The organism is Desulfosarcina alkanivorans (genome assembly GCF_009688945.1).
In the GTDB taxonomy this organism is placed as follows: Bacteria; Desulfobacterota; Desulfobacteria; order Desulfobacterales; family Desulfosarcinaceae; genus Desulfosarcina; species Desulfosarcina alkanivorans.
In genome coordinates this window covers 1113282-1132921 of sequence record NZ_AP021874.1, presented here as the reverse complement: position 1 = coordinate 1132921, position 19640 = coordinate 1113282, and the positions used below count along the sequence as shown (strand labels likewise).

Below are 19640 nucleotides of genomic sequence, written 5' to 3'. Positions count from 1 at the left end.
CGGGCGCGATGGCTTCGAAACGGTTAAAACCGGGGAATGCTTTTGGCGAAGTCCGGATCCTGGAACAGCTTTTTGGCAAACTTCAGGTATTTTTCGGCAATGGCACGAACGGCAAGCTGCAGCGCGTAGGGCCTGATCGGCTTTTCCAGGAGATGATTCACATCCGACGCCACACACATATTGACGATGTCGTCACTGGCGTTTCCGGTGATAATAATGGCATCCGAATGGGCGGTGGGGAATTTTTTTTCGATGGCGTCCAGAAAATAAAAACCGCTGGCACCGCCGAGAAAGACATCGACCACGAAAATGGCCACCCCGATATCCCTGCCATGGCAATAGGACGTGGCCGCTTTGGCGTCCGTAAATGAAAGCACCTTCCCCCACGTGTAAAAACGCTTGATTGTCGCTGAAACCAGCTCGCACACATCCGGGTCGTCATCAACGACGATTACATCGAGTCCGTCAGACATTTCAGGTATCCCTTTCCATTAGATGTCCGTCCAGAAACAGCAAAAATTAACGCGTTCGCAAAAAAACCGATTTCGGGGTCCAAGGACCTGTGAATCCAAACAGGGTCTTTTTTCGCAGGAGCGGCTTCCAGCCGCGATGAACCGGGATAATCGCGGATTGACGCCGCTCCTGCGGCCTTTCGGTTTCTTCCGGTTATGTGGCCGTGGATGGCCTGAAAACGTTTTTTACGAACCCGTCAAGGCTGTCCAAGTACCCATGTTCGTAAATACGGTGACGCACCGAGATTGCCGAGGCGCCCGGATCGCAAGGCGGGAGAAGCGACAATAGCAGCGCTATTGGGGCGCCGAGCAACACAGCGAGTCGGGATGCAGCGGCAATTGAATGCCATCGTATTTATGAATAGGGGTACTAAGTTTCCAGCATATCGTATTTGGCCATTTTACGATAGACCGTTGTGGTGTTTATGCCCAGCAGTTTGGCCGCCTCTGCCTTGTTCCCGCCTGCTTTTTCAAGGGCCAGCCGGATGGTTTTCATCTCCAGGGTTTTTAAATTGTATTCGACACCCGAGGCCACCTTCTTGTCTGATTGACGAGTGATATCAGCCGGTAAATCAGCCACGTCAAGGACATCGGTAATGCCTAGCGCAAAGGCCCTTTCAATCACGTTTTCAAGCTGCCTGACGTTTCCCGGCCATCGGTAACCCATCAGCATGGCCATGGCATCGGGGGTGACTTCAGGCGCGGTTCCGGCCCCCTCACGGTTGTGTTTTTTGATCAGGTGGCCGACCAGCAGGGGAATGTCTTCCCGAATGTCCCGCAGGGGCGGCATCGTGATGGAAATGACGTTGAGCCGGTAATACAGGTCTTCTCTGAAGGTTTTTCGCTTGATGGCCTCATCCAGTTTTTTATTGGTGGCGGCAATGACGCGCACATCGACTTCGGTTTCCCGCGTATCTCCGACCGGGCGGACCTTTTTTTCCTGCAGTACACGCAGCAGGCTGACCTGGACCGACGGCGAGACCTCACCGATCTCGTCCAGAAAGATCGTCCCGCCATCGGCGGCTTTGAACAAACCGATGGAATCTTTGGATGCACCCGTAAAAGCGCCTTTTACATGGCCGAAAAGTTCTCTTTCCAGCAGGCTTTCCGATATGGCGCCGCAATTCAAGGGGATGAACGGGCCCTGCCTGCGATCACTGTTATTGTGGATGACGTTGGCGGTCAACTCTTTTCCGGTACCGCTTTCTCCCTCGATCAGGACGGTCGGGCTGCTGAAACTGATTTTATCGATGATCTGGTAGAGGTCCTGCATTTTGGGGGACATGCCCACCAGTTCATCATATTTGTATCTTTCCTTCAGCCGGGTGCGAATGCGTTCGTTCTCTTCTTTCAGCTTCTGTTTTTCCAGGATGCGATCGATCAGGATTTTAAAGCGGTCGAAGTTGATCGGTTTCTGGAGAAAGTCGTAACTTCCCAGCTTCACCGCCTCAATGGCGGCTTCGATGGTACCATAGCCGGAAACAACGATGACTTCCGTTTCGGGAGCGATGCTTTTGATTTGTTTCAGCAGGTCCAGGCCGCTGATGTCGGGCATGATCAGATCCGTAAAAACCACACTGAAATGGTTCTTCTGAACCATCTCGATGGCCCTCCGGCCGCTCGATTCAGTGGCGACATTGAATCCCCATCGCCCCAGATACTCTTCAACAATGGAAAGGATCTGCCGGTCATCGTCAACAAAAAGAATTTTATACTTTTCCATAAACGTTTTCGTGAAAAGGGCAAAATTGTATACAGTCACTCCCGGACACAAGGGCGGGGCATCACGCCCCGGGACCATCCAGAAAAGAATGCCGGACCTTATTTTTAGTAAGAAAATTTAATGGTTGCCTATATGTCACGATCTGCGGAAAAAAGTCAAGGCGGCCGCATGGTTCCCTCCTAATTTTTTGGTATCGAACCTGCTTTACCATCCGTCACGTTCAACATACGTTCAACCGGTCCTGCGGTTCACCTTCGTTGGATTTTCGCTCCTGATCAGATCTGACCTCCTGTTCCCGTTTCACCTCTGTGATTATCACCAAACACGTTTGTCCATGACTGGCATGGCAATATCATCAATCTTTTATTCACAGGAGGGTCTAATGACCAGGTTCAAGAAAAAGTTTTTTCTCACCGTTCTGATTTCACTCGCGATCATCTTCACCGGTACCTGTTGCGTATCCGCTATGGAGAAGATCAATATCAACACCGCTCCGGTTGAACAGCTGATGCAGCTGGACCGGGTCGGTGCCAAATTCGCCGAGCGGATCGTCCAGTACCGGGAAGCCAACGGTAAATTTGAAAAAGCCGAAGATATCATGAAGGTCAAAGGGATCGGCAAGAAAACCTGGGAGGCGAACAAAAACCGGATTGTTGTTTAACTGAGTGCTGCCCGGCGTTGCTTTGAAAGAGGGAACGCCGGGCAACACCGAACCCCCTGCAGCACCACCAGATGATCCACATAAAATCACCCAACACCCGCAATTGTTTTGGTTCCGTTTTTTATCTTTTGATCTTTGGGCATTAGCCTAGTGTCCATCCACGGGAATAACTACCCGTAATAAATAAGAAACGCGCATTTTGTTGTAGCTTTATTTTTCTCGTTGTAGTATATTGAAAGTCTCCAAACAACCAATATCATTACAAAAGAAAGAAAAAGGCGAAACACAAAATGCGCGAAAAATGGCAAAAACAGATGCCGCTGATGCCTCAGATAAAAGACCACGCCCAAGCAAAAGAACTCACAGCCATCAGTGACATCATTGATGGGCACCCTATCATCTGCGATCGCGTTCTTCAAGATTTGAACAAGGGCAAGTTGGTCGCCTATCGAAAAGGTGCCGGTGGCATGAGTGCTGACCAGGCGCTTCGTTGTGCCATTGTGAAAGTCCTTTTCGGTTTTACGTATGAAGACTTGGCCTTTCATATCGTCGATTCGCAGGCATTGAGCTGGTTTTGCCGTATCGGCATCGCCGACAAGGGATACAAGAAATCTGCGCTGAACAAGAACATCAAAGCCATATCGGACATCACCTGGGAACTGATCAACACGGACCTTTTGGGATATGCGAAACAAAAGAGCATTGAAAAGGGTCGTCAAGTCCGTGTGGATTGCACATGCGTTGAAACCCACATCCATCACCCCACCGACTCCAACCTGTTGTGGGATGGTGTTCGGGTGCTGACAAGGCTGGTCGACCGCTGCCGGGAAGATTTTTGGGTTAACGTTCCTGGTTTCCATAACCATACCCGTGTTGCCAAACGTCGGATGCTGGCGGTGATGAATGCCAAACGCAAGATCACGCGTAAGGCCGCCTATGTGGATCTGCTCAAAACCAGTCGCAAAGTGGTCGGGTACGCCCACAGGGCTGTCGCTGCGATCAACACCGGTGGGACCATAGACCCTCTGGCCATGGCACTTGGCTTCCAGATCGAACATTTTGTTGACTTGACCCGTAGGGTGATCCACCAGACCGAACGCCGGGTTCTTCATGGAGAAACTGTCGATGCCAAAGACAAGGTGGTATCGGTGTTCGAGCCACATACCGACATCATCGTCAAGGATCGACGCGATACGCTGTTTGGCCACAAAATCTGTCTGACCGGCGGCGCTTCGAACCTGATTCTGGACTGTGTAGTCACCGAAGGTAATCCAGCCGACACGGATCTGACCATACCCATGCTGGACCGGCAAAAACAGATCTATGGCCGTTATCCCCTCAAGGCCAGCTTCGATGGCGGTTTTGCATCCAAGGAGAACTTGAAACAGGCCAAATCGCGTAAGATCAAAGACGTCTGTTTTGCCAAAAAGCGAGGTCTATCAGAAACCGACATGTGCCGCAGCCAGTATGTTTATCGCAGGTTACGCCGTTTTCGAGCCGGAATTGAAGCTGGCATTTCCTGGCTGAAGCGTTGTCTTGGCCTTTCCCGATGTACCTGGAAAGGATGGGACTCGTTTAAATCCTATGTCTGGTCGTCGATTGTGGCCGCGAACTTGCTGACCATCGCCAGGGCCAAGCCAGCCACTTGAGAGCTTAACCGCTTCCGCATCTTAAAAACTGGTTGAACAAGTGCGCTTGGATTAAGCCGATTTTGATTGATTAGTCACAACTCAATGTAACGATGGTGAGAAATATCCTGCCGAGGATTCTACTGCTCCATATTTTTTGCGACTCGGCTCTGAGAATCACCATTTATGGATGGACACTAATTAACTTAAGACGTCTAATTAGCATTTAACTTATTAAATATATTGCAAAAATAATTGATATCGGTGACTCGACATGGTATACTCACTTTCAATAATAACAGCCAGTTATCTCTATGAAAGGAGCATACCATGCCGAAAATTATCAACAATTTTGGTGAAGTTGGCACAGAACCTGATTTCCAATACATGTGCCAAGGTAATTGAATTTATTAACCAAATTATCACTTCGCCTGATTTTTTGGCCCGTCATCGACAGCATCCTAAAGATTTTTCTCGACAGAGAAAACTACCCTTCCACATTCTGATCGTGTTTCTCATCAATTTTGTCCGTGGCTCATACCAGGATGAACTCGATAAGTTCTTCAAGACCATTTGGCGTTTCGATGTGGCCAAGCGGGTCGTGTCAAAAGTTGCTTTGGCCAAAGCGCGAATGAAGCTCAAGTTCGGTGCCTTTGTCGAACTCAACCGGCATCTGGTCAACCATTTTGAAATACACTTCAATCCCCGGACATGGTTTGGCTTTCGATTGTTGGCCATTGATGGTTCGACCTCCCGTGTGCCGATGACAGACGATATAACTCAGCACTTCGGCGTATGGAACGGTCGCCAGGGAGCGCCTTCTCCTATGGCCAGGGTTTCACAGCTTTTCGATGTCCTTAACAAGATCACCGTCGATGCCATCATCAAACCCAAAAGCATCGGTGAACGCGAGTTGGCAGCCCAGCATCTGCTCAACGTCATGCCAAACGATCTGATTCTGCTCGACAGGGGCTATCCAGCCTGGTGGCTGTTCAATTCAATCCTTTCCATGAACGCCAATTTCTGTGCCCGCGTATCCTGCACCAAATGGAAAGCAGTGCGAAAGTTTTTCCGTTCCGGTTTGTCCGAGAAAATCATCGACCTGGCCGTTCCTGCCACATCGGTGGCTCGATGCAAACAAATGGGACTGGGCATGACGCCACTGAAGCTGCGCCTGATTCGCATTGAAAACGATGGAAACGTCGCCGTTCTGATCACTTCGCTGACGGACACGCATCAGTATTCCATCGACATATTCAATGGTCTGTATCATCAAAGATGGCCGATCGAAGAGGACTACAAGACCATCAAGTGTCGGATGGAACTGGAAAACTTTTCCGGGAAATCAGCCCTTTCCGTGTATCAGGATTTTCATGCGAAAGTTTTCGCCAAAAATCTGGTCTGGATGATGGCCTTTCCGGTCCAAGACCGTTTGGATAAAAACAACAGCTTTAGATCGCTGTAGAAACCCCCGCCCTTTGGGTGGGGTAAAGGGGACTGGCTACGCCGGTCCCGGATGGGAATGGCCGAAAAGGCCGCTCACTGCTATCCTTACATCGAGTTGTTGCCGCAACATCGACACGTAAGGAGGGAGCAGTGAGCAGATTCCGTAAGTTATCACACACGATATGGCATTGTCAGTATCATATTGTATGGGTTCCGAAGTACCGTTACCGGGTATTGACCGGCGCAATAAAGGAATCCTGTGAAGCCAGCATTCATGCAATAAGCGGGTTTTCCAGTTGCGAAGTGGTGGAACTGAACGTGCAGCCGGACCATGTTCATCTGATTGTGATGGTTCCGCCCAAAATTGCGATATCCACATTAATGGGGCGATTGAAAGGTCAGTGTTCGATGCGGATTTTCCGGCAGTTCCGGCATCTACGCAAGCAGATTTACTGGGGCAATCATTTTTGGTTCAAGGGCTACTGTGTTGACACAGTTGGCTTGGATGCGGACATGATACGCAAGTATGTCCGCTACCAGGAAAAGAAAGAGCAGTTAATGGAACAGTTGCAGCTGATTGATTAGGGACCATACCGGCGGCGCAACTCCCACAGCCCGCCCTCTATTGGGGGGCAGGGCTTTGTCCCCCCTATGGGGGGATTTTTCAAAGCCACACCCTCCGGGTGTGGATCTTTACAAAGTATCGATACCAGATCAATTTCACCCAGGCGTTTTCAAAGAGCAAAGGGGTGATTGCATTGTTGTTCCATGATACCGCCAAGCAAATCAGTCGCTTGGTCGCTGATCTGCAACATATTTTTCACTCAACTTTCGGGGTTGGCTGGCAGAAGCATTTAAAACAGGGTAAAGTTATGAATTAATTTAAGAAAAGAGTTGAAGAGCCCAGTCTTTTGATTTATAGTGAATTTGCGAATAAACACAATAATATCAAAAGGAAAGGGCTCAAATGATTCATAGCAGCATTGATCCACAAACACAAGCCGACATCCGCATTCTTGGTAAAATCGACGACTTTTTCAACCGATTCAAGATTACTTCCACTTTGCATCGGTGCGGTATCCGAAAACGTCGCGGGCACAGTGTTCGTTCTTTGATAATGGCCATTTTCACATTGCCTTTTGTGGGCAAGAACTTTTTCCGAGGCATTGTGATCAACGATGAACTCGCCTTTGGTAAAGATGCTGCCTACGAACTTCTCAAAGGACGTACGTCCAACTGGAGGCGGCTGTTGTTGCTTTTGGGTACCCGACTTCAACGGTTTTTCAATCGGCTGACCAATGAATCTCGGGAGTCCGTGCTGATAGTGGATGACAGCCCATATGATCGTTCCCGATCGAAGATGGTCGAACTCTTGTCTCGGGTTTGGGACCATAGCAGCGGACGTTTCCTGAAAGGGTTTCGCATGCTCACGGTCTGCTGGTCCGATGGTGTCAGTTGTCTGCCGATGGATTTTGCCTTGCTTTCGTCACGTGATGTTAAAAACCGACTTTGTGAAAGCTATAAATCCATGGACAAACGCTGCTGTGCCTGGCAGCGGCGAAAAGAAGCGACGATTAAGGCAACCGATCACTTGGAAACCATGGTCAAACGTATCCTGGCTGCAGGCATCCAGGCGAAATACCTGCTCATGGACAGTTGGTTTACCATGCCGGCCACAGTCGCTACGTTATGCGATCATATCGATGTCATCGGTATGGTGAAAAAGACGCCAAAAATTCATTACAGCTACGGCGGGCATCAAATGGACCTGATGGCCATTTACCGGAAGCTCAAAAAGCGTCGGGGTCGCGCCAGGATAAAGGCCAGCGCCATCGTAACGCTGAAAGATGGACCCGACGTCAAACTGGTCTTCGTTCAAGACCGGCGTAAGAAAGACTGGCTGGCCTTGATGTCTACAGACATTGAACTGGCGAACGAAGAGATCATCCGCATTTACGGGAAGCGCTGGGACATCGAAGTGTTCTTCAAAATGGCCAAGCAGCATCTGAAACTGGCCAAAGAGATCCAATGTCGGGACTTCGATGCATTGATTGCCCATACCAGCATCGTGTTCATGCGGTACATGTTCCTGGCATATCAGTGCCGCATGGAGACAGACCATCGCACATTTGGCGATCTGTTTTATGCCTGCTGCGATGAAATGGCAGACATTTCCTTTATTGAAGCCCTCTACCGGATATTAACACTTGCAGGTGAGCGGTTGAGAAAAATCGGCAGTTATTGTGAGAAAACTGCATCAGACATATTTGATGCCATCATTGAAAGCGCTCTGCAATATGTCGGCTTGTCAAAGAGCGACAGGGTGACAGCCTCAGCGTAACCCCGAAAGTTGAGTTTTTCAAAGAACCATAGAACCGGTCAGACCGGGAAGAAAATATCCGCGAAATCATAAAGCCAAGCCAAGAAGATATTTTCTCCAATACAAGCCGATCGGTTAAGTTAATGACATTGACTTGCAAATGGATAGCATGTCCGGTGCCAATGTTACGTGCGATCGCCCTGTCAAAGGCAGAGTCAGAATTTGACTCTGCCTTTGAATTATGGCAACCTTTTCCGAATACACGTAAAACAGCATTACAAAAGAACAAAAAGTGCCCTATTAAGAACCAGCGATGATTTATTCAATCTTTCATGGAACCGTAAAAAGTCAGAAGAATAGTTTGTAACCACATTATGTGATAGAAGTAAGAATGTTCCCATTGCTATGTGTTGCACTTCTTTTTTATGGAAACGACTTTTTACGGTACCATCATTTTTCTTTCTATTTTTTTATTGATTCAATCCGCAACAACGGATCATCGAAATGTATGAAAACATTCATTACTGGCTTTGCAATCCAATACCATAAATCGTAGGGAATGTACCAACTTCAGGATCAACATAAACTCTAACAGATGATCCAATGGATTGAGCCGAAAGGAGGACAGCAAGCATAGAATTTTTTAACGGCGAATATAATAAAAAGGTTTTTTTTGTAAACGTTCTAGTACCTCCGCCTTCCTCAGTACCTGTTAGTTCACATTGAAAAGTTGTTCCTGCAGTTGACGAATCTACTGTGGCAGAGAACCAGTTAGCTGCTGCCATGACATTGATTGATGAAAAAAGAATTACGCTACAAACGATAAGGCCAATTACAATAACTTTCTTTGAACTCATGATAGTGTCCTCCATTGTTAGAAATTTAAATTTTTCACCGGTCTTTCTACATTGATATATCGAAATAAGTATTGTTAGGTATAATATAACTTGATAACTGTTTTTCAGCTACCGCAAAGCCTCCTTTCTGCTTTGAACAAAGTCATTTCTGATTATCATTTGCCCTCATGGCGTCCAATTCTCTCTGCGTAACACCTCTCTCTCCTGGATTTTTGGGTGGTATTACCTCCAGATCCAGCGGATTGATCTTGTTTTCACGTGCCAAAATGGCATTTAATTCTCTTTGCGTAATCCCTTTTTCTCCTGGAATTTTGGGTGGTATCACCTCCACATCCAACGGGTCGATTGTCTTTCCACTATCAAGTATGGCATCCAATTCTCTCTGCGTAACACCTCGCTCTCCTGGATTTTTGGGTGGTATCACCTCCACATCCAGCGGGTCGATATTGTTCTCACGGGCCAGTATGACATCCAGTTCTCTTTGCGTAACCCCTATTTCTCCTGGATTTTTGGGTGGTATCACCTCCACATCCAGCGGGTCGATATTGTTCTCACGGGCCAGTATGACATCCAATTCTCTTTGTGTAATCCCTCGACCTCCTGGCTTATCAGGCGGTATAACCTCCAAGTCTCTAAAATCAACAATCTGTTGAAAATCTGAGCCTACTTTCTTCTGAATTTTCGATAGTACACGCTTGTCGTATATAGTAACAGTAAGTTTTTTTTCAATATCGTTGATGATGATAGCATGATTTTGATTGGTAAGAATCCTCCTTGTGCTCTCATAAAGTGAGGCATTTTTTAAAGATGCTGAAACAATCAAGTCCGTCCATTCCTCGTCAATAGAAATTTGGTAACCGGTCGCCCTGGAAAATTTCTCAAAGACAGTCTTTAATGGCTCATCTTTGATATTCAATGTAAGAGTAGGTGCGTCAGAACTATCTGCAGTTCCCCAGCTTTGAGAAGTATTTATTGCAGTCGTGAGCATCATCACCAAGGTCAAAAAAACCAATATGGAAATCGTCTTGTGAATCATTTTTATGCCTCGGAAAAGACACTTCCCCCAAAAGTAAAATATTTATTTCCAACATCCTTCATTTTTAAACCTACACATACTTTTTGTAAAAAGTCAACGTTTTCCTTGGTCTTAAAACCTGCGAGATTTAACAGATATCAGCAATTTAGGCTCATCTGTGATTAGCGCAAACACCAGAAATTTCTTGTAGCTCTTCATTTTTTTTCTTCTCTGTTCATGTTTTGGTCTTAACGTTAAAAATGCCTTGAACCAAGTTTATTAATAATGTAAAAAAATTTGAGCTTCTCTATGAAGTTCCAGTAAGCCAGTTGTGACCGTATCTGTCACAAGCCGGTGTTATGCTGGCCTCATAACCAACAGAAAGAGGCCGCCATGACAGACTTTACCATTACCGGGGATTTCCCAAAATCTGAGATCGAATTCGATCAACGTTTTTCAAAACCGGAAGCCTGTTTCGGTTATCTGTTCAAGCAAAAATGGCCAGATGGCTTTGTGTGTAAAAAATGTGGCGATAAGCAGTACTGGCTGAGTTCAAGCACTCTGTATATTTGCACGCAATGCGAGCTCCAGCATTCGTTAACGGCCGGAACCATGATGGACAGTTCCAAAACACCAATCATTTATTGGTTCAAAGCCATGTGGTGGTTCACCACCCGGAAATCCGGCATCAACGCGGTGAACCTCAAGGAACTGATAGGCTTTGGCAGTTATCAATCCGCTTGGACCTGGCTTCAAAAGCTCCGTCGTTGTGACATCCGTCATGAGCGTGAAAAGCTATCCGGGCGCGTTGAAGTTGACGAATTTGTCCTCGGCGGTAAACAATCCGGTAAACGGGGCCGCGGGGCTGAAGGCAAAACCATTGTCGCTATTGCCGTTGAACGGTGAAGCATCGAAAAACGAATGGGTCGCATTCGTTTACATGTCGCCTTGGACTGTTCAGGGTATTCGTTGTAGACCTTCATTCTCGACAATATCGAGCCCGGTGCAACCATCGCCACAGATAAATGGCCAAGCTATAACATCATTGATAAAGAGCAGTACCGCCGCGAAACAACAAACCAGAGCAAGAGCAACGATCACGAAAACTAGTGCGGTGTTCACTTGGTGATAACCTTGGTCAAATGACTGATCAGAGGAACCTTTCAGGGATGTTTTGAACCGAAACACCTTCAGAATTATCTGGATGAGTATGTCTTTCGATTCAATCGCCGCAAATCAAGAAACATCGGTAAAAAATTCATGCGTATCGTCCAGTAGGTGGTTCAATCTTCAAGGATCGTTTGGAACACAATCAAATGGGATATGGTCCCCATTTTTGACTACTTTGTTGCCACTTGAGCTATATAGAGAAGCGTAAATTTTTTTTACATAACTTCTCCTCTTAAAAAAGTAAAAAAGATTTTGTTTTAAATAAATATCCAATAGAAGGATTTAGGATTAAAAAGCAAATTTAATGCCACTTTCATGTTGCGGTGTCGTATTAATATTCTGTATGATATTAATTTGTTAAATAAACTGCAAAGTTGCGTTGCTACAAAGTGGTATGTAATATGCTATAGAATGAGTAAATAATTTCACAACACCTATATATTTCTTTCAATGTGGATAGTTCTTTTTCGAACCGGGTGATGCACCGCCAGTTGGAATACTGACGGCCGTTGTCGGTGAGCATCTTTTAGGGAACACCGTACTCGCCCACAGCACGACGATAGGTTTCGATCACGTTCTCGGCGGTCTGGCTGCGGTAAAACCCCAGGCCGGTGACATAGCGGCTGTAATCATCCAGATAACCGATCAGGTAAGCATTCTTTCCGGCCAGGCGAAACGTCAGGATGTCGCTCTGCCACATCTGGTTGGGTCTGGCCCGTTCGAAAAAACGCGGTTTGGCGGGATTCTTTCCGGGCTTCTTTTTTACCTGGGTGTTCAACCCTTTATCAACCAGCGTCCGCTGAACGGTCGAGGGGGTGGTGCGGATCAGGAAAAACCGTTTCTGGACATCGGCAATGCGTCTGCCCCCATAGCCAGGATTTTCTTTTTTAAGCGTAACGATGCTTTGGGTAACAACCCGCAGGGCTTCCGATTCTTGGCAATAAGCCCTTGCTCGCCGTTCTCCCGATAACGTTTACTCCAACGTCGAATGCTGTGATGGCTGATACCGAACTGCTGGGCAATCAATACAACGGGGTAGCCGTCTTCCAAAAACAGCTTCACGACTTTGAGCCGAAATTCGAATGGATACGGGGTCGTTCTCCGCCCCGGTTTCCCTTTTCTTTTAGGTCTTTGTTTTCGGGGGAGATTCAGGTTTCATTTCCACGGTGAAGTAGACATGACCATTAATGTATTCAGTACGAATGTAACGATAGCCACGAAGGCCGAATCCATGCTACAAAAGGCTTGTGGACATGAAGGTCTCCTTTTTCTGGATGTTTTGGCGAACACCTTTTGGAAACCTGATTGTCCACATTTTTTCAACTTGAAAGTACGATTTAGTTGGATGAATTCCTATTCTACCTGAATTTCTGCCAGTTGTTCGAAAATACGCTTAAACCGGAAGAACCAAAAGAAATGGAACTGGGCTTATTACATGGGTGAAACGAGCGCGGCATGTATAACCTCCTGTAATGATGAGTTATACAAAGTCGCGCCGCATATTGGCCTTATGTTGTCAAGTTAATAATGAAATCTTTGCAAAATATATTCGGATGGTTACGTGCAAGTGCCTATTCGGAAATTACTGATCTGGTATAGCCTTTAGCAAACTGCGGGTCAATGTATTCATTCGCCAAATGATAAAACCATTGGCTATGTGCCACTCTAATCGAACCATACGGCTTTGAATCCTTATAAGCATGGGATAGCTATCATAAACCACTAAGCTACCGAGGTATTATTAGAGACACAATAAAAAAACGGGCCACTTAAAGTGCGACCCGAATTAGATTCCTGACTATCTATCAAAACTGGTAGAAAAAATCCTTTTTGAATGTAACATACTGGAAAAATGAGGTTTTTTGCAAAACTGCTTAAAATATGACAATAGAAAGAAAACCGGGGCTTAACGCCACGGAATTGTTATCAAAAAAAATCCACACACACTGTAATCCCCTGCTGCTTGCTGCGGGGGGCATTTATTTAGGTAGTTGTCACAAAGGCGGAAAAAAAAGTCTATATTTATCTTATCATTTCAGAAAGTTATTTTTACCATTCATATAATGCGTATTTACGGGTAGTTGAAATTATAAGAAAGGCGATCTATCACCACTTTCAAAAGGACAGCATGTCCGGTGCCAATGTTACATGAGATCGCCCTGCCATCAAATCGATTAACGGTTGACCTTCTCCCTTTTTTGTGTTCAATATTTGAACGCTTCAACCATTATCGCTTCAAAAAGCCTACCCGACAAATTATTCCATCAGAGTTCTCCGGGATTTACGGGACCATCTCGTAATTCACCCGGCGGAGCTATGTTCAAAACCACGGAAAATGAATTTAAAAAGTTCTAATACACTGCTTTTACTAGAAATAATCGCTGAAGAAAAGGAAACTTCCCAGCGTTATTTCTCGGACACTCTTAACATCTCTTTAGGGTTGGTGAATTCATTTATTAAGCGGTTGGTAAAAAAAGGCTATTGCAAGGTAACCACACTTCCCGGTAATCGGATTAAATATATTCTGACGCCGTCCGGAGCAATGGAAAAAACACGGTTAACTTACGAGTATATTCTGAGTTCTTTTCAGATTTACAAGACGGCGAAAAACAGGCTGCAAAAGTTTTTCACCATGCTTGAGGGGGAAGGGGCCCGTCGGGTTATTTTTTATGGTACGGGTGAGCTATGTGAACTTGCACACCATTCGATGGAAGGGACCCAATTAGATCTGATTGATGTTGTCGACCCGTCCATGGCGGGTGAACGGTTTTCTCATTTGGCTGTAAAAACAGCAACCCGGCTCAAACAAATGGATTATGATATCGTTGTCATCACCGTTTCCGGAAATTATGATGAGGCAATCAAAACAATCCAGTCCGCTGGTGTATCCATGGATAAAATTCGTTTTCTGAACTGAACCGATCGACCATTGAATAATAAAAGCGGTCATCGATGGGAGATTAACGGTTAACTCAGAGGTTGTTTAACAAGCCGCTTTTTTTGATTGAGGATAACCCTAAACCAACATGAACCCCAATTCAACCATCCTCGTCACCGGTGGCGCCGGCTTCATCGGTGCCAATTTCGTTCACACCTGGTTAGAGACAGGCGAGGGTATCGTCGTCAACCTGGATAAATTGACTTATGCCGGCAATCTTGAGAATCTGGAGGCATTGGCGAAAGACCCCCGTCATGTTTTTATACAGGGCGACATCGGCGATCGGCAGCGGGTTGACGCGCTTCTCGACGATTATCGCCCGTGGGCAGTTGTCAACTTTGCCGCTGAAAGTCATGTCGATCGATCCATTTCAACACCGGATGATTTTATCCAGACCAATGTGGTCGGCACTTTTAATTTATTGCAGGCGGTGCGCAGCTATTGGGAGGGATTGCCTGATGAAGAACGATCCGCATTTCGATTCCTGCATGTGTCCACCGACGAGGTCTATGGTTCTCTGAGAAATGATGACCCCGCATTTTCAGAGACGACGCCATATTCGCCCAACAGCCCCTATTCGGCATCCAAAGCGTCGTCGAACCATCTGGTTCGGTCGTATCATCATACCTACGGACTGCCGACGCTGACCACCAATTGCTCCAACAACTATGGGCCCTGGCAATTTCCGGAAAAACTCATCCCCCTGGTCGTTCACCATGCATTGCAGGGAAAGCCGATTCCGGTATACGGCGACGGCCTCAACATCCGCGACTGGCTTTTTGTGACCGATCATTGCCGGGCGATCATGGCCGTCATGGATAAGGGGCGACCCGGTGCGGTATACAACGTCGGCGGAAACAGCGAAAAAACCAATCTGGAGGTAATCCTTACCGTGTGCGCCATTCTGGACGACATATTGCCCTTTGCTGATCTACGGCGCCATGACACCCTGATCACCTTTGTCAAGGACCGGCCCGGGCACGATCAGCGATACGCCATCGACGCATCGAAGATTACCGACGAGATCGGATGGGCGCCCGAGGAAACATTTGAAACCGGGATCCGAAAAACTGTTCAGTGGTACCTGGACAACGCACAATGGGTGAAAAACGTCACCAGCGTTGCCTATCAGAACTGGATTGAAACGAGCTACGGGCAACGACCATAGGGGCGCCCCGATCAGAAATGGAAATTTTGCCCGATATCCAGTTTGATCATTTCGTCTACGATAGTTTTTTTCACAAGCCCTGATTTGGCTCCAGAAATCTCGTTTTCGGACGAACACAAAGGAAGACCATGCAACGCAAAGGCATCATTCTCGCTGGCGGCAGCGGTACCCGGCTGTATCCCATCACCATTGCCATTTCCAAACAGTTGCTGCCGATTTTGATAAACCAATGATCTATATTACCCCTTGACCACACTCATAATAGCCGGCATCCGGGACATTCTCGTCATCTCGACTACCCAGGATACTCTCCGGTTTGAGCAGTTATTGAAAGATGGCAGCTAGTGGGGGCTCAACATTTCCTATGCGGTGCACCCCCGGCCCGAGGGATTGGCCCAGGCATTTATCATTGGCAGTGATTTTATCGGCTCCAAACCCAGTGCACTGGTTCTGGGGGACAGCATTTTTCACGGACATGACCTTTCCAATGATCTGACCGCAGCCAATCATAAAATCGACCGGTCGACGGTTTTTGCCTACCAGGTGGCCGACTCCCAACGATACGGCGTGGTTTCCTTTGACGAAAACGGGACGGTGACCGGTATCAAGGAAAAACCGAAACACCCGAAATCGGATTTTGCCGTCACCGGTCTCTACTTTTACGACGATCAGGTGGTTGAGATCGCCCGTGACATCAAGCCATCGGCATGCGGCGAACTGGAAATTACCGATGTCAACCAGCGCTATCTCGAAATGGGAAAACTCGAGGTTTCACTCATGGGAAGGGGCTACGCCTGGCTGGATACGGGCACCCACGCCTCGCTGCTGGAAGCCTCCCGGTTCGCGGAAATCCTTGAGCGCCGGCAGGGACTGAAAATTGCGTGTCCTGAGGAGATTGCTTGGCGGTCTGGCTATATTGCCGACGAGCAGCTCGAAACGATCGGCAAGCCCATGGGCAAAAACGGGTATGGGCAATACCTGTTGAAAATTTTGAAAAATAAATCAGGGCCTCATGAAAGTATGGGAAAAGGTTTCCTCGAAAATCAGAGTTTGCTGGGGGGCAGCGCCGGTGAGTAGGGCAGGGCGGTCGTTTCACTTTTAGCGCCAATGATCAATTGAACGTTAGGGTATCAGGTATGGTTGAACCAAAAAATTATTCACTGGATTCAACGCATACCTCTAACAAAGAATCTGCCGAAGAAATCTGCAAGGCCGTTAAGGACGACTATTTTTCACTTTTTCAACAATTGGAAACGCGGCTGGATATTTTGAAAACCGGCACGGATTGAGTTCGACCTTTTATGCACATGGACTAAAAAAAGAAGTTGTTGAAAAGATAGCCCGAATATTTTCTCACTAAGATGAAAATGAACTACCCCGCAGCAGAGTTGACGGGGTATCAAAACAGCTCTAACTGTATCATTTGACTATTCGAAGCAAAGCTTCGGGGAATTCAACCCCAAGAGATTGAAACGGTCATATTGTATGGCTCGAGGGCAAAAGGAAATTTTAAACCGGGATCTGATATTGATTTAACGCTAAAAGTAAATAGATTGAATCTACATCTATTAAACAAAATTAGCCTTGAGTTGGATGATTTACTGCTTCCCTACACCGTTGATCTTTCCATTTATACCATATCAAACAACCGAATTTGATTGACCATATTATACGGGTCGGCAAAGTTTTCTATGAAAGTGCCGGCAATTAACCAAGCCATTTCACTTTTCGCCGCTGTGTTTTCGAGCGAAGCTGGTGAGTAACCAATTACGCGGTTATCCATGAAAACCATTCCTACCACATACCGGATGTCCTCATCATCGAACCGACTTTATTCGGCGACCACAGGGTTTTTTTTGAAAGCTACAATGAGTCGGTACTTGATATTATTTTTAGTAGCCAAAATAGTATCGACCTCTTCGCTATAAAAAATTCTGGTCTTTCGAATTCATGAATTAGAGATTTTTAAATGACTCCTCATTCAGGAAACCCGAACTCGCCGATAGCCCTAATTCGAGATATTTGGAAAAACAGGGGCCTCATCAGTCAAATGGTTAAACGCGAAATTGTGGGAAGGTACAAGGGGTCATTCCTTGGCATGAGTTGGTCATTGTTTAATCCTATACTCATGCTGGCCATCTACACTTTCGTTTTTTCAGTCGTTTTTAAAGCGCGTTGGGGGATTGGCAATGAAGAAAGCAAAACCGAATTCGCCGTGGTGCTTTTTGTAGGACTTATTGTCCATGCCCTTTTTTCGGAAGTGCTAAATCGTGCACCCAATCTTATGCTGAGCAATGTCAACTATGTAAAGAAGGTTGTTTTCCCACTGGAGATACTGCCTGTAGTTGCTATGTGTTCGGCGTTGTTTAATACAATGGTTAGTTTAATCGTTCTTTTAGGCGCGTTCATTCTACTCAACGGTTTTCTCCACTGGACGATCCTTTTTGTCCCGATAGTTTTTTCCCCTTTAATTTTGGTTTCTTTGGGATTTGCCTGGTTGCTTGCGTCATTGGGGGTTTTTTTACGCGATGTTGGCCAGACTATCAGTATCATCACCACAATGATGCTGTTTTTGGCGCCTGTGTTTTATCCGATGTCTGCATTACCACAAAAATATCATATGTTTATTCTTTTAAATCCACTCACTTTTATTATCGAACAGGCGAGGAAAGTTCTTCTTTACGGGCAGTTTCCCGATTGGAATGGCTTGGGCATTTATATAACCGCGAGTTTTATGGTGGGATGGATAGGGTACTGGTGGTTCCAAAAAACACGTAAGGGATTTGCTGATGTCCTCTGAAGATTTTGCTGTTCAGGTTTCCAATCTCAGCAAACGATACGAGATTTACGACACACCCCGTGACCGGCTCAAACAATTTATCCTGCCGCGCCTGCAAAGTAAGGTCGGCAAGCCGCCCAGGCAATATTTCAGGGACTTTTGGGCACTTAACGATGTCTCTTTTGGCGTGCGGTTTGGCGAAACATTCGGCATCATTGGCCGTAATGGAAGCGGCAAAAGTACCCTTCTCCAAATCATAGCAGGAACTTTGGCGCGAACAAGTGGTAACGTGACGGTAAATGGCCGCATCGCCGCACTGCTGGAACTTGGAAGTGGCTTTAATCCTGATTTTTCTGGGCGCGATAACGTTTTTTTGAATGGGCGCATTCTGGGACTCTCCAAAAAAGAAATCGAAGCCCGGTATGATCAGATCGTTGACTTCGCCGACATTGGCGAGTTCATCGACCAACCTGTAAAAACATTCTCCAGCGGTATGTTTTTGCGCCTTGCCTTTGCGGTTCAGGCGCACATCAATGCCTCGATTGTCATCATTGATGAGGCTCTGGCAGTGGGGGATGTGTTTTTCCGGCAAAAGTGTTATTCTGTCCTTGAACGACTTAGAAATTCCGGAGCGGCAATATTTTTGGTTTCTCATGCGATGACGGAAGTCGAACAATTTTGTGACCGTGCCATTCTTCTTGATCAAGGCAAGCAGTTGTTTACAGGCCCGGCATCGGAGGCCACCAAATATTATTACTTGCTCCACCAACCTGCAGGATGTGAGAATAGGAAAGGTTCTGTTGAGGAATCAGTTCTTTCTATGCAAGATTCCTGCTCGCCGGATAGCTCACCAACGTTTTGGCCGAAAGACGCATCATTTCAAAGTGGGTTAGAACGCCCTCAGGTTGGCAATGGATCTGGCAAGTGCCTTCGCTACACGGTTTGTGATGAAACCGGCGTTTCATGCAGTAGTTTTGCTCAAGGTGAGGTGGCTGTTTTTTATTATGAATTTCTGTTATCCAAGTCCATCGCGGTGCCTCTCGGCGGGCTCGTTCTTCAGAATGAACGAGGCATCAACGTGCATGGCAAAGGGTCATTGGAATATGGTGGTAATGCTCCAGACTTTTTGCCTGCAGGCTCAATCATTCGGTGTCGTCAACATGTTGAACTCAAATTGGAACTCGGCGACTATTCTTATGAACTGGGCCTGGCTTCTATTGACCCCGAAAGCTATAAAAAAATGTCCAGGTTAAGTCATGAGGAGTTGTTTGCACGCGTCATACGAATTTGTCATCTACCAAGGGCTGGCGTGATCACTATCGGGTGGAGGTCTGCACGGGAAGGCTCTCAATTAACACACCATGGGGTAGCAGATCTGCCTGGTAAGTTCGATTTTGAATTTGAAACCAATTCTTCGGACTAA

At 46.5% G+C, this 19640-nt stretch carries 21 protein-coding genes; 14 read left to right on the top strand and 7 right to left on the bottom strand.

Going from position 1 to position 19640, the window contains the following annotated elements:
* Window positions 1-23 precede the first annotated feature (23 nt).
* Window positions 24-473 carry a response regulator gene (locus DSCA_RS05005; protein WP_155315380.1) on the bottom strand — a complete coding sequence of 150 codons (450 nt, stop codon included), beginning with the start codon at window positions 471-473 and terminating at the stop codon, window positions 24-26.
* Window positions 474-882: 409 nt separating this feature from the next.
* Window positions 883-2235: a sigma-54-dependent transcriptional regulator gene (locus DSCA_RS05000; protein WP_167527610.1), complete on the bottom strand. Its 1353-nt coding sequence runs from the start codon at window positions 2233-2235 to the stop codon at window positions 883-885.
* A 382-nt stretch (window positions 2236-2617) separates the two neighbouring features.
* On the opposite strand from DSCA_RS05000, the gene DSCA_RS04995 reads away from it, so the two are divergent.
* The 5 genes from DSCA_RS04995 to DSCA_RS04975 all read left to right on the top strand — a co-directional run bounded on the left by DSCA_RS04995 (window position 2618) and on the right by DSCA_RS04975 (window position 8311).
* A complete protein-coding gene (locus DSCA_RS04995) occupies window positions 2618-2896 on the top strand; it encodes a ComEA family DNA-binding protein (RefSeq protein ID WP_155315378.1) in 279 nt (92 codons plus the stop codon).
* A 290-nt stretch (window positions 2897-3186) separates the two neighbouring features.
* Window positions 3187-4545 (top strand): ISNCY family transposase, encoded by a 1359-nt coding sequence (locus DSCA_RS04990; RefSeq protein WP_155315377.1) that lies wholly within the window; start codon window positions 3187-3189, stop codon window positions 4543-4545.
* A gap of 340 nt (window positions 4546-4885) precedes the next feature.
* Complete coding sequence (locus DSCA_RS04985; protein WP_167527609.1) at window positions 4886-5989, top strand: IS4 family transposase; 1104 nt, start codon at window positions 4886-4888, stop codon at window positions 5987-5989.
* Window positions 5990-6120: 131 nt separating this feature from the next.
* Window positions 6121-6555, top strand: coding sequence for an IS200/IS605 family transposase (gene tnpA, locus DSCA_RS04980; protein WP_155315375.1), 435 nt, complete (start codon window positions 6121-6123; stop codon window positions 6553-6555).
* 397 nt (window positions 6556-6952) lie between these two features.
* Window positions 6953-8311 (top strand): IS4 family transposase, encoded by a 1359-nt coding sequence (locus DSCA_RS04975; RefSeq protein ID WP_407924271.1) that lies wholly within the window; start codon window positions 6953-6955, stop codon window positions 8309-8311.
* Between the two features lie 500 nt (window positions 8312-8811).
* Here the strand turns inward: DSCA_RS04975 and DSCA_RS04970 are convergent, their stop codons facing one another.
* Together DSCA_RS04970 and DSCA_RS04965 are read right to left on the bottom strand one after the other, a co-directional pair.
* The gene (locus DSCA_RS04970; RefSeq protein ID WP_155315374.1) at window positions 8812-9147 is read right to left on the bottom strand and encodes a hypothetical protein; all 336 of its coding nucleotides are present in this window, start codon (window positions 9145-9147) and stop codon (window positions 8812-8814) included.
* Window positions 9148-9289: 142 nt separating this feature from the next.
* Window positions 9290-10183 (bottom strand): hypothetical protein, encoded by an 894-nt coding sequence (locus DSCA_RS04965; protein ID WP_155315373.1) that lies wholly within the window; start codon window positions 10181-10183, stop codon window positions 9290-9292.
* A gap of 372 nt (window positions 10184-10555) precedes the next feature.
* Between DSCA_RS04965 and DSCA_RS04960 the strand changes: the two genes are divergently transcribed.
* Window positions 10556-11068: an IS1595 family transposase gene (locus tag DSCA_RS04960; RefSeq protein ID WP_155315354.1), complete on the top strand. Its 513-nt coding sequence runs from the start codon at window positions 10556-10558 to the stop codon at window positions 11066-11068.
* A gap of 790 nt (window positions 11069-11858) precedes the next feature.
* On the opposite strand, the gene DSCA_RS04955 is transcribed toward DSCA_RS04960, so the two are convergent.
* Together DSCA_RS04955 and DSCA_RS04950 are read right to left on the bottom strand one after the other, a co-directional pair.
* Window positions 11859-12110: a DDE-type integrase/transposase/recombinase gene (locus tag DSCA_RS04955; protein WP_155315372.1), complete on the bottom strand. Its 252-nt coding sequence runs from the start codon at window positions 12108-12110 to the stop codon at window positions 11859-11861.
* 47 nt (window positions 12111-12157) lie between these two features.
* The gene (locus tag DSCA_RS04950; protein WP_155315371.1) at window positions 12158-12484 is read right to left on the bottom strand and encodes a helix-turn-helix domain-containing protein; all 327 of its coding nucleotides are present in this window, start codon (window positions 12482-12484) and stop codon (window positions 12158-12160) included.
* 1183 nt (window positions 12485-13667) lie between these two features.
* On the opposite strand from DSCA_RS04950, the gene DSCA_RS04945 reads away from it, so the two are divergent.
* The 6 genes from DSCA_RS04945 to DSCA_RS33130 all read left to right on the top strand — a co-directional run bounded on the left by DSCA_RS04945 (window position 13668) and on the right by DSCA_RS33130 (window position 17096).
* Window positions 13668-14249, top strand: coding sequence for a winged helix-turn-helix transcriptional regulator (locus tag DSCA_RS04945; protein ID WP_155315370.1), 582 nt, complete (start codon window positions 13668-13670; stop codon window positions 14247-14249).
* Between the two features lie 109 nt (window positions 14250-14358).
* Window positions 14359-15438, top strand: a complete 1080-nt coding sequence (gene rfbB, locus DSCA_RS04940; RefSeq protein WP_155315369.1) for a dTDP-glucose 4,6-dehydratase — start codon at window positions 14359-14361, stop codon at window positions 15436-15438.
* A 128-nt stretch (window positions 15439-15566) separates the two neighbouring features.
* Window positions 15567-15671 (top strand): sugar phosphate nucleotidyltransferase, encoded by a 105-nt coding sequence (locus DSCA_RS33430; RefSeq protein ID WP_456236721.1) that lies wholly within the window; start codon window positions 15567-15569, stop codon window positions 15669-15671.
* 157 nt (window positions 15672-15828) lie between these two features.
* Window positions 15829-16515: a sugar phosphate nucleotidyltransferase gene (locus DSCA_RS04935; protein WP_456236720.1), complete on the top strand. Its 687-nt coding sequence runs from the start codon at window positions 15829-15831 to the stop codon at window positions 16513-16515.
* A 59-nt stretch (window positions 16516-16574) separates the two neighbouring features.
* On the top strand, window positions 16575-16727 hold the full coding sequence (locus DSCA_RS04930) for a hypothetical protein (protein ID WP_155315368.1): 153 nt from the start codon (window positions 16575-16577) through the stop codon (window positions 16725-16727).
* Between the two features lie 192 nt (window positions 16728-16919).
* Window positions 16920-17096 carry a nucleotidyltransferase domain-containing protein gene (locus DSCA_RS33130; protein WP_197904747.1) on the top strand — a complete coding sequence of 59 codons (177 nt, stop codon included), beginning with the start codon at window positions 16920-16922 and terminating at the stop codon, window positions 17094-17096.
* On the opposite strand, the gene DSCA_RS32250 is transcribed toward DSCA_RS33130, so the two are convergent.
* Window positions 17069-17221: a hypothetical protein gene (locus DSCA_RS32250; protein WP_197904855.1), complete on the bottom strand. Its 153-nt coding sequence runs from the start codon at window positions 17219-17221 to the stop codon at window positions 17069-17071. The genes DSCA_RS33130 and DSCA_RS32250 overlap by 28 nt on opposite strands.
* A gap of 267 nt (window positions 17222-17488) precedes the next feature.
* Between DSCA_RS32250 and DSCA_RS04920 the strand changes: the two genes are divergently transcribed.
* Both DSCA_RS04920 and DSCA_RS04915 read left to right on the top strand, forming a co-directional pair.
* Window positions 17489-18238 carry an ABC transporter permease gene (locus tag DSCA_RS04920; RefSeq protein WP_231716379.1) on the top strand — a complete coding sequence of 250 codons (750 nt, stop codon included), beginning with the start codon at window positions 17489-17491 and terminating at the stop codon, window positions 18236-18238.
* Window positions 18228-19640: an ABC transporter ATP-binding protein gene (locus tag DSCA_RS04915; RefSeq protein ID WP_155315366.1), complete on the top strand. Its 1413-nt coding sequence runs from the start codon at window positions 18228-18230 to the stop codon at window positions 19638-19640. Before DSCA_RS04920 ends, DSCA_RS04915 begins: the two co-directional genes overlap by 11 nt.

Bases quoted from the DNA above. Each gene is read 5' to 3' on its own strand.
- DSCA_RS05005 (WP_155315380.1), bottom strand. From the start codon at position 473: ATGTCTGACGGACTCGATGTAATCGTCGTTGATGACGACCCGGATGTG.
- DSCA_RS05000 (WP_167527610.1), bottom strand. From the start codon at position 2,235: ATGGAAAAGTATAAAATTCTTTTTGTTGACGATGACCGGCAGATCCTT.
- DSCA_RS04995 (WP_155315378.1), top strand. From the start codon at position 2,618: ATGACCAGGTTCAAGAAAAAGTTTTTTCTCACCGTTCTGATTTCACTC.
- DSCA_RS04990 (WP_155315377.1), top strand. From the start codon at position 3,187: ATGCGCGAAAAATGGCAAAAACAGATGCCGCTGATGCCTCAGATAAAA.
- DSCA_RS04970 (WP_155315374.1), bottom strand. From the start codon at position 9,147: ATGAGTTCAAAGAAAGTTATTGTAATTGGCCTTATCGTTTGTAGCGTA.
- DSCA_RS04965 (WP_155315373.1), bottom strand. From the start codon at position 10,183: ATGATTCACAAGACGATTTCCATATTGGTTTTTTTGACCTTGGTGATG.
- DSCA_RS04960 (WP_155315354.1), top strand. From the start codon at position 10,556: ATGACAGACTTTACCATTACCGGGGATTTCCCAAAATCTGAGATCGAA.
- DSCA_RS04945 (WP_155315370.1), top strand. From the start codon at position 13,668: ATGAATTTAAAAAGTTCTAATACACTGCTTTTACTAGAAATAATCGCT.
- rfbB (WP_155315369.1), top strand. From the start codon at position 14,359: ATGAACCCCAATTCAACCATCCTCGTCACCGGTGGCGCCGGCTTCATC.
- DSCA_RS33430 (WP_456236721.1), top strand. From the start codon at position 15,567: ATGCAACGCAAAGGCATCATTCTCGCTGGCGGCAGCGGTACCCGGCTG.
- DSCA_RS04930 (WP_155315368.1), top strand. From the start codon at position 16,575: ATGGTTGAACCAAAAAATTATTCACTGGATTCAACGCATACCTCTAAC.
- DSCA_RS32250 (WP_197904855.1), bottom strand. From the start codon at position 17,221: ATGGATAACCGCGTAATTGGTTACTCACCAGCTTCGCTCGAAAACACA.
- DSCA_RS04920 (WP_231716379.1), top strand. From the start codon at position 17,489: ATGGTTAAACGCGAAATTGTGGGAAGGTACAAGGGGTCATTCCTTGGC.
- DSCA_RS04915 (WP_155315366.1), top strand. From the start codon at position 18,228: ATGTCCTCTGAAGATTTTGCTGTTCAGGTTTCCAATCTCAGCAAACGA.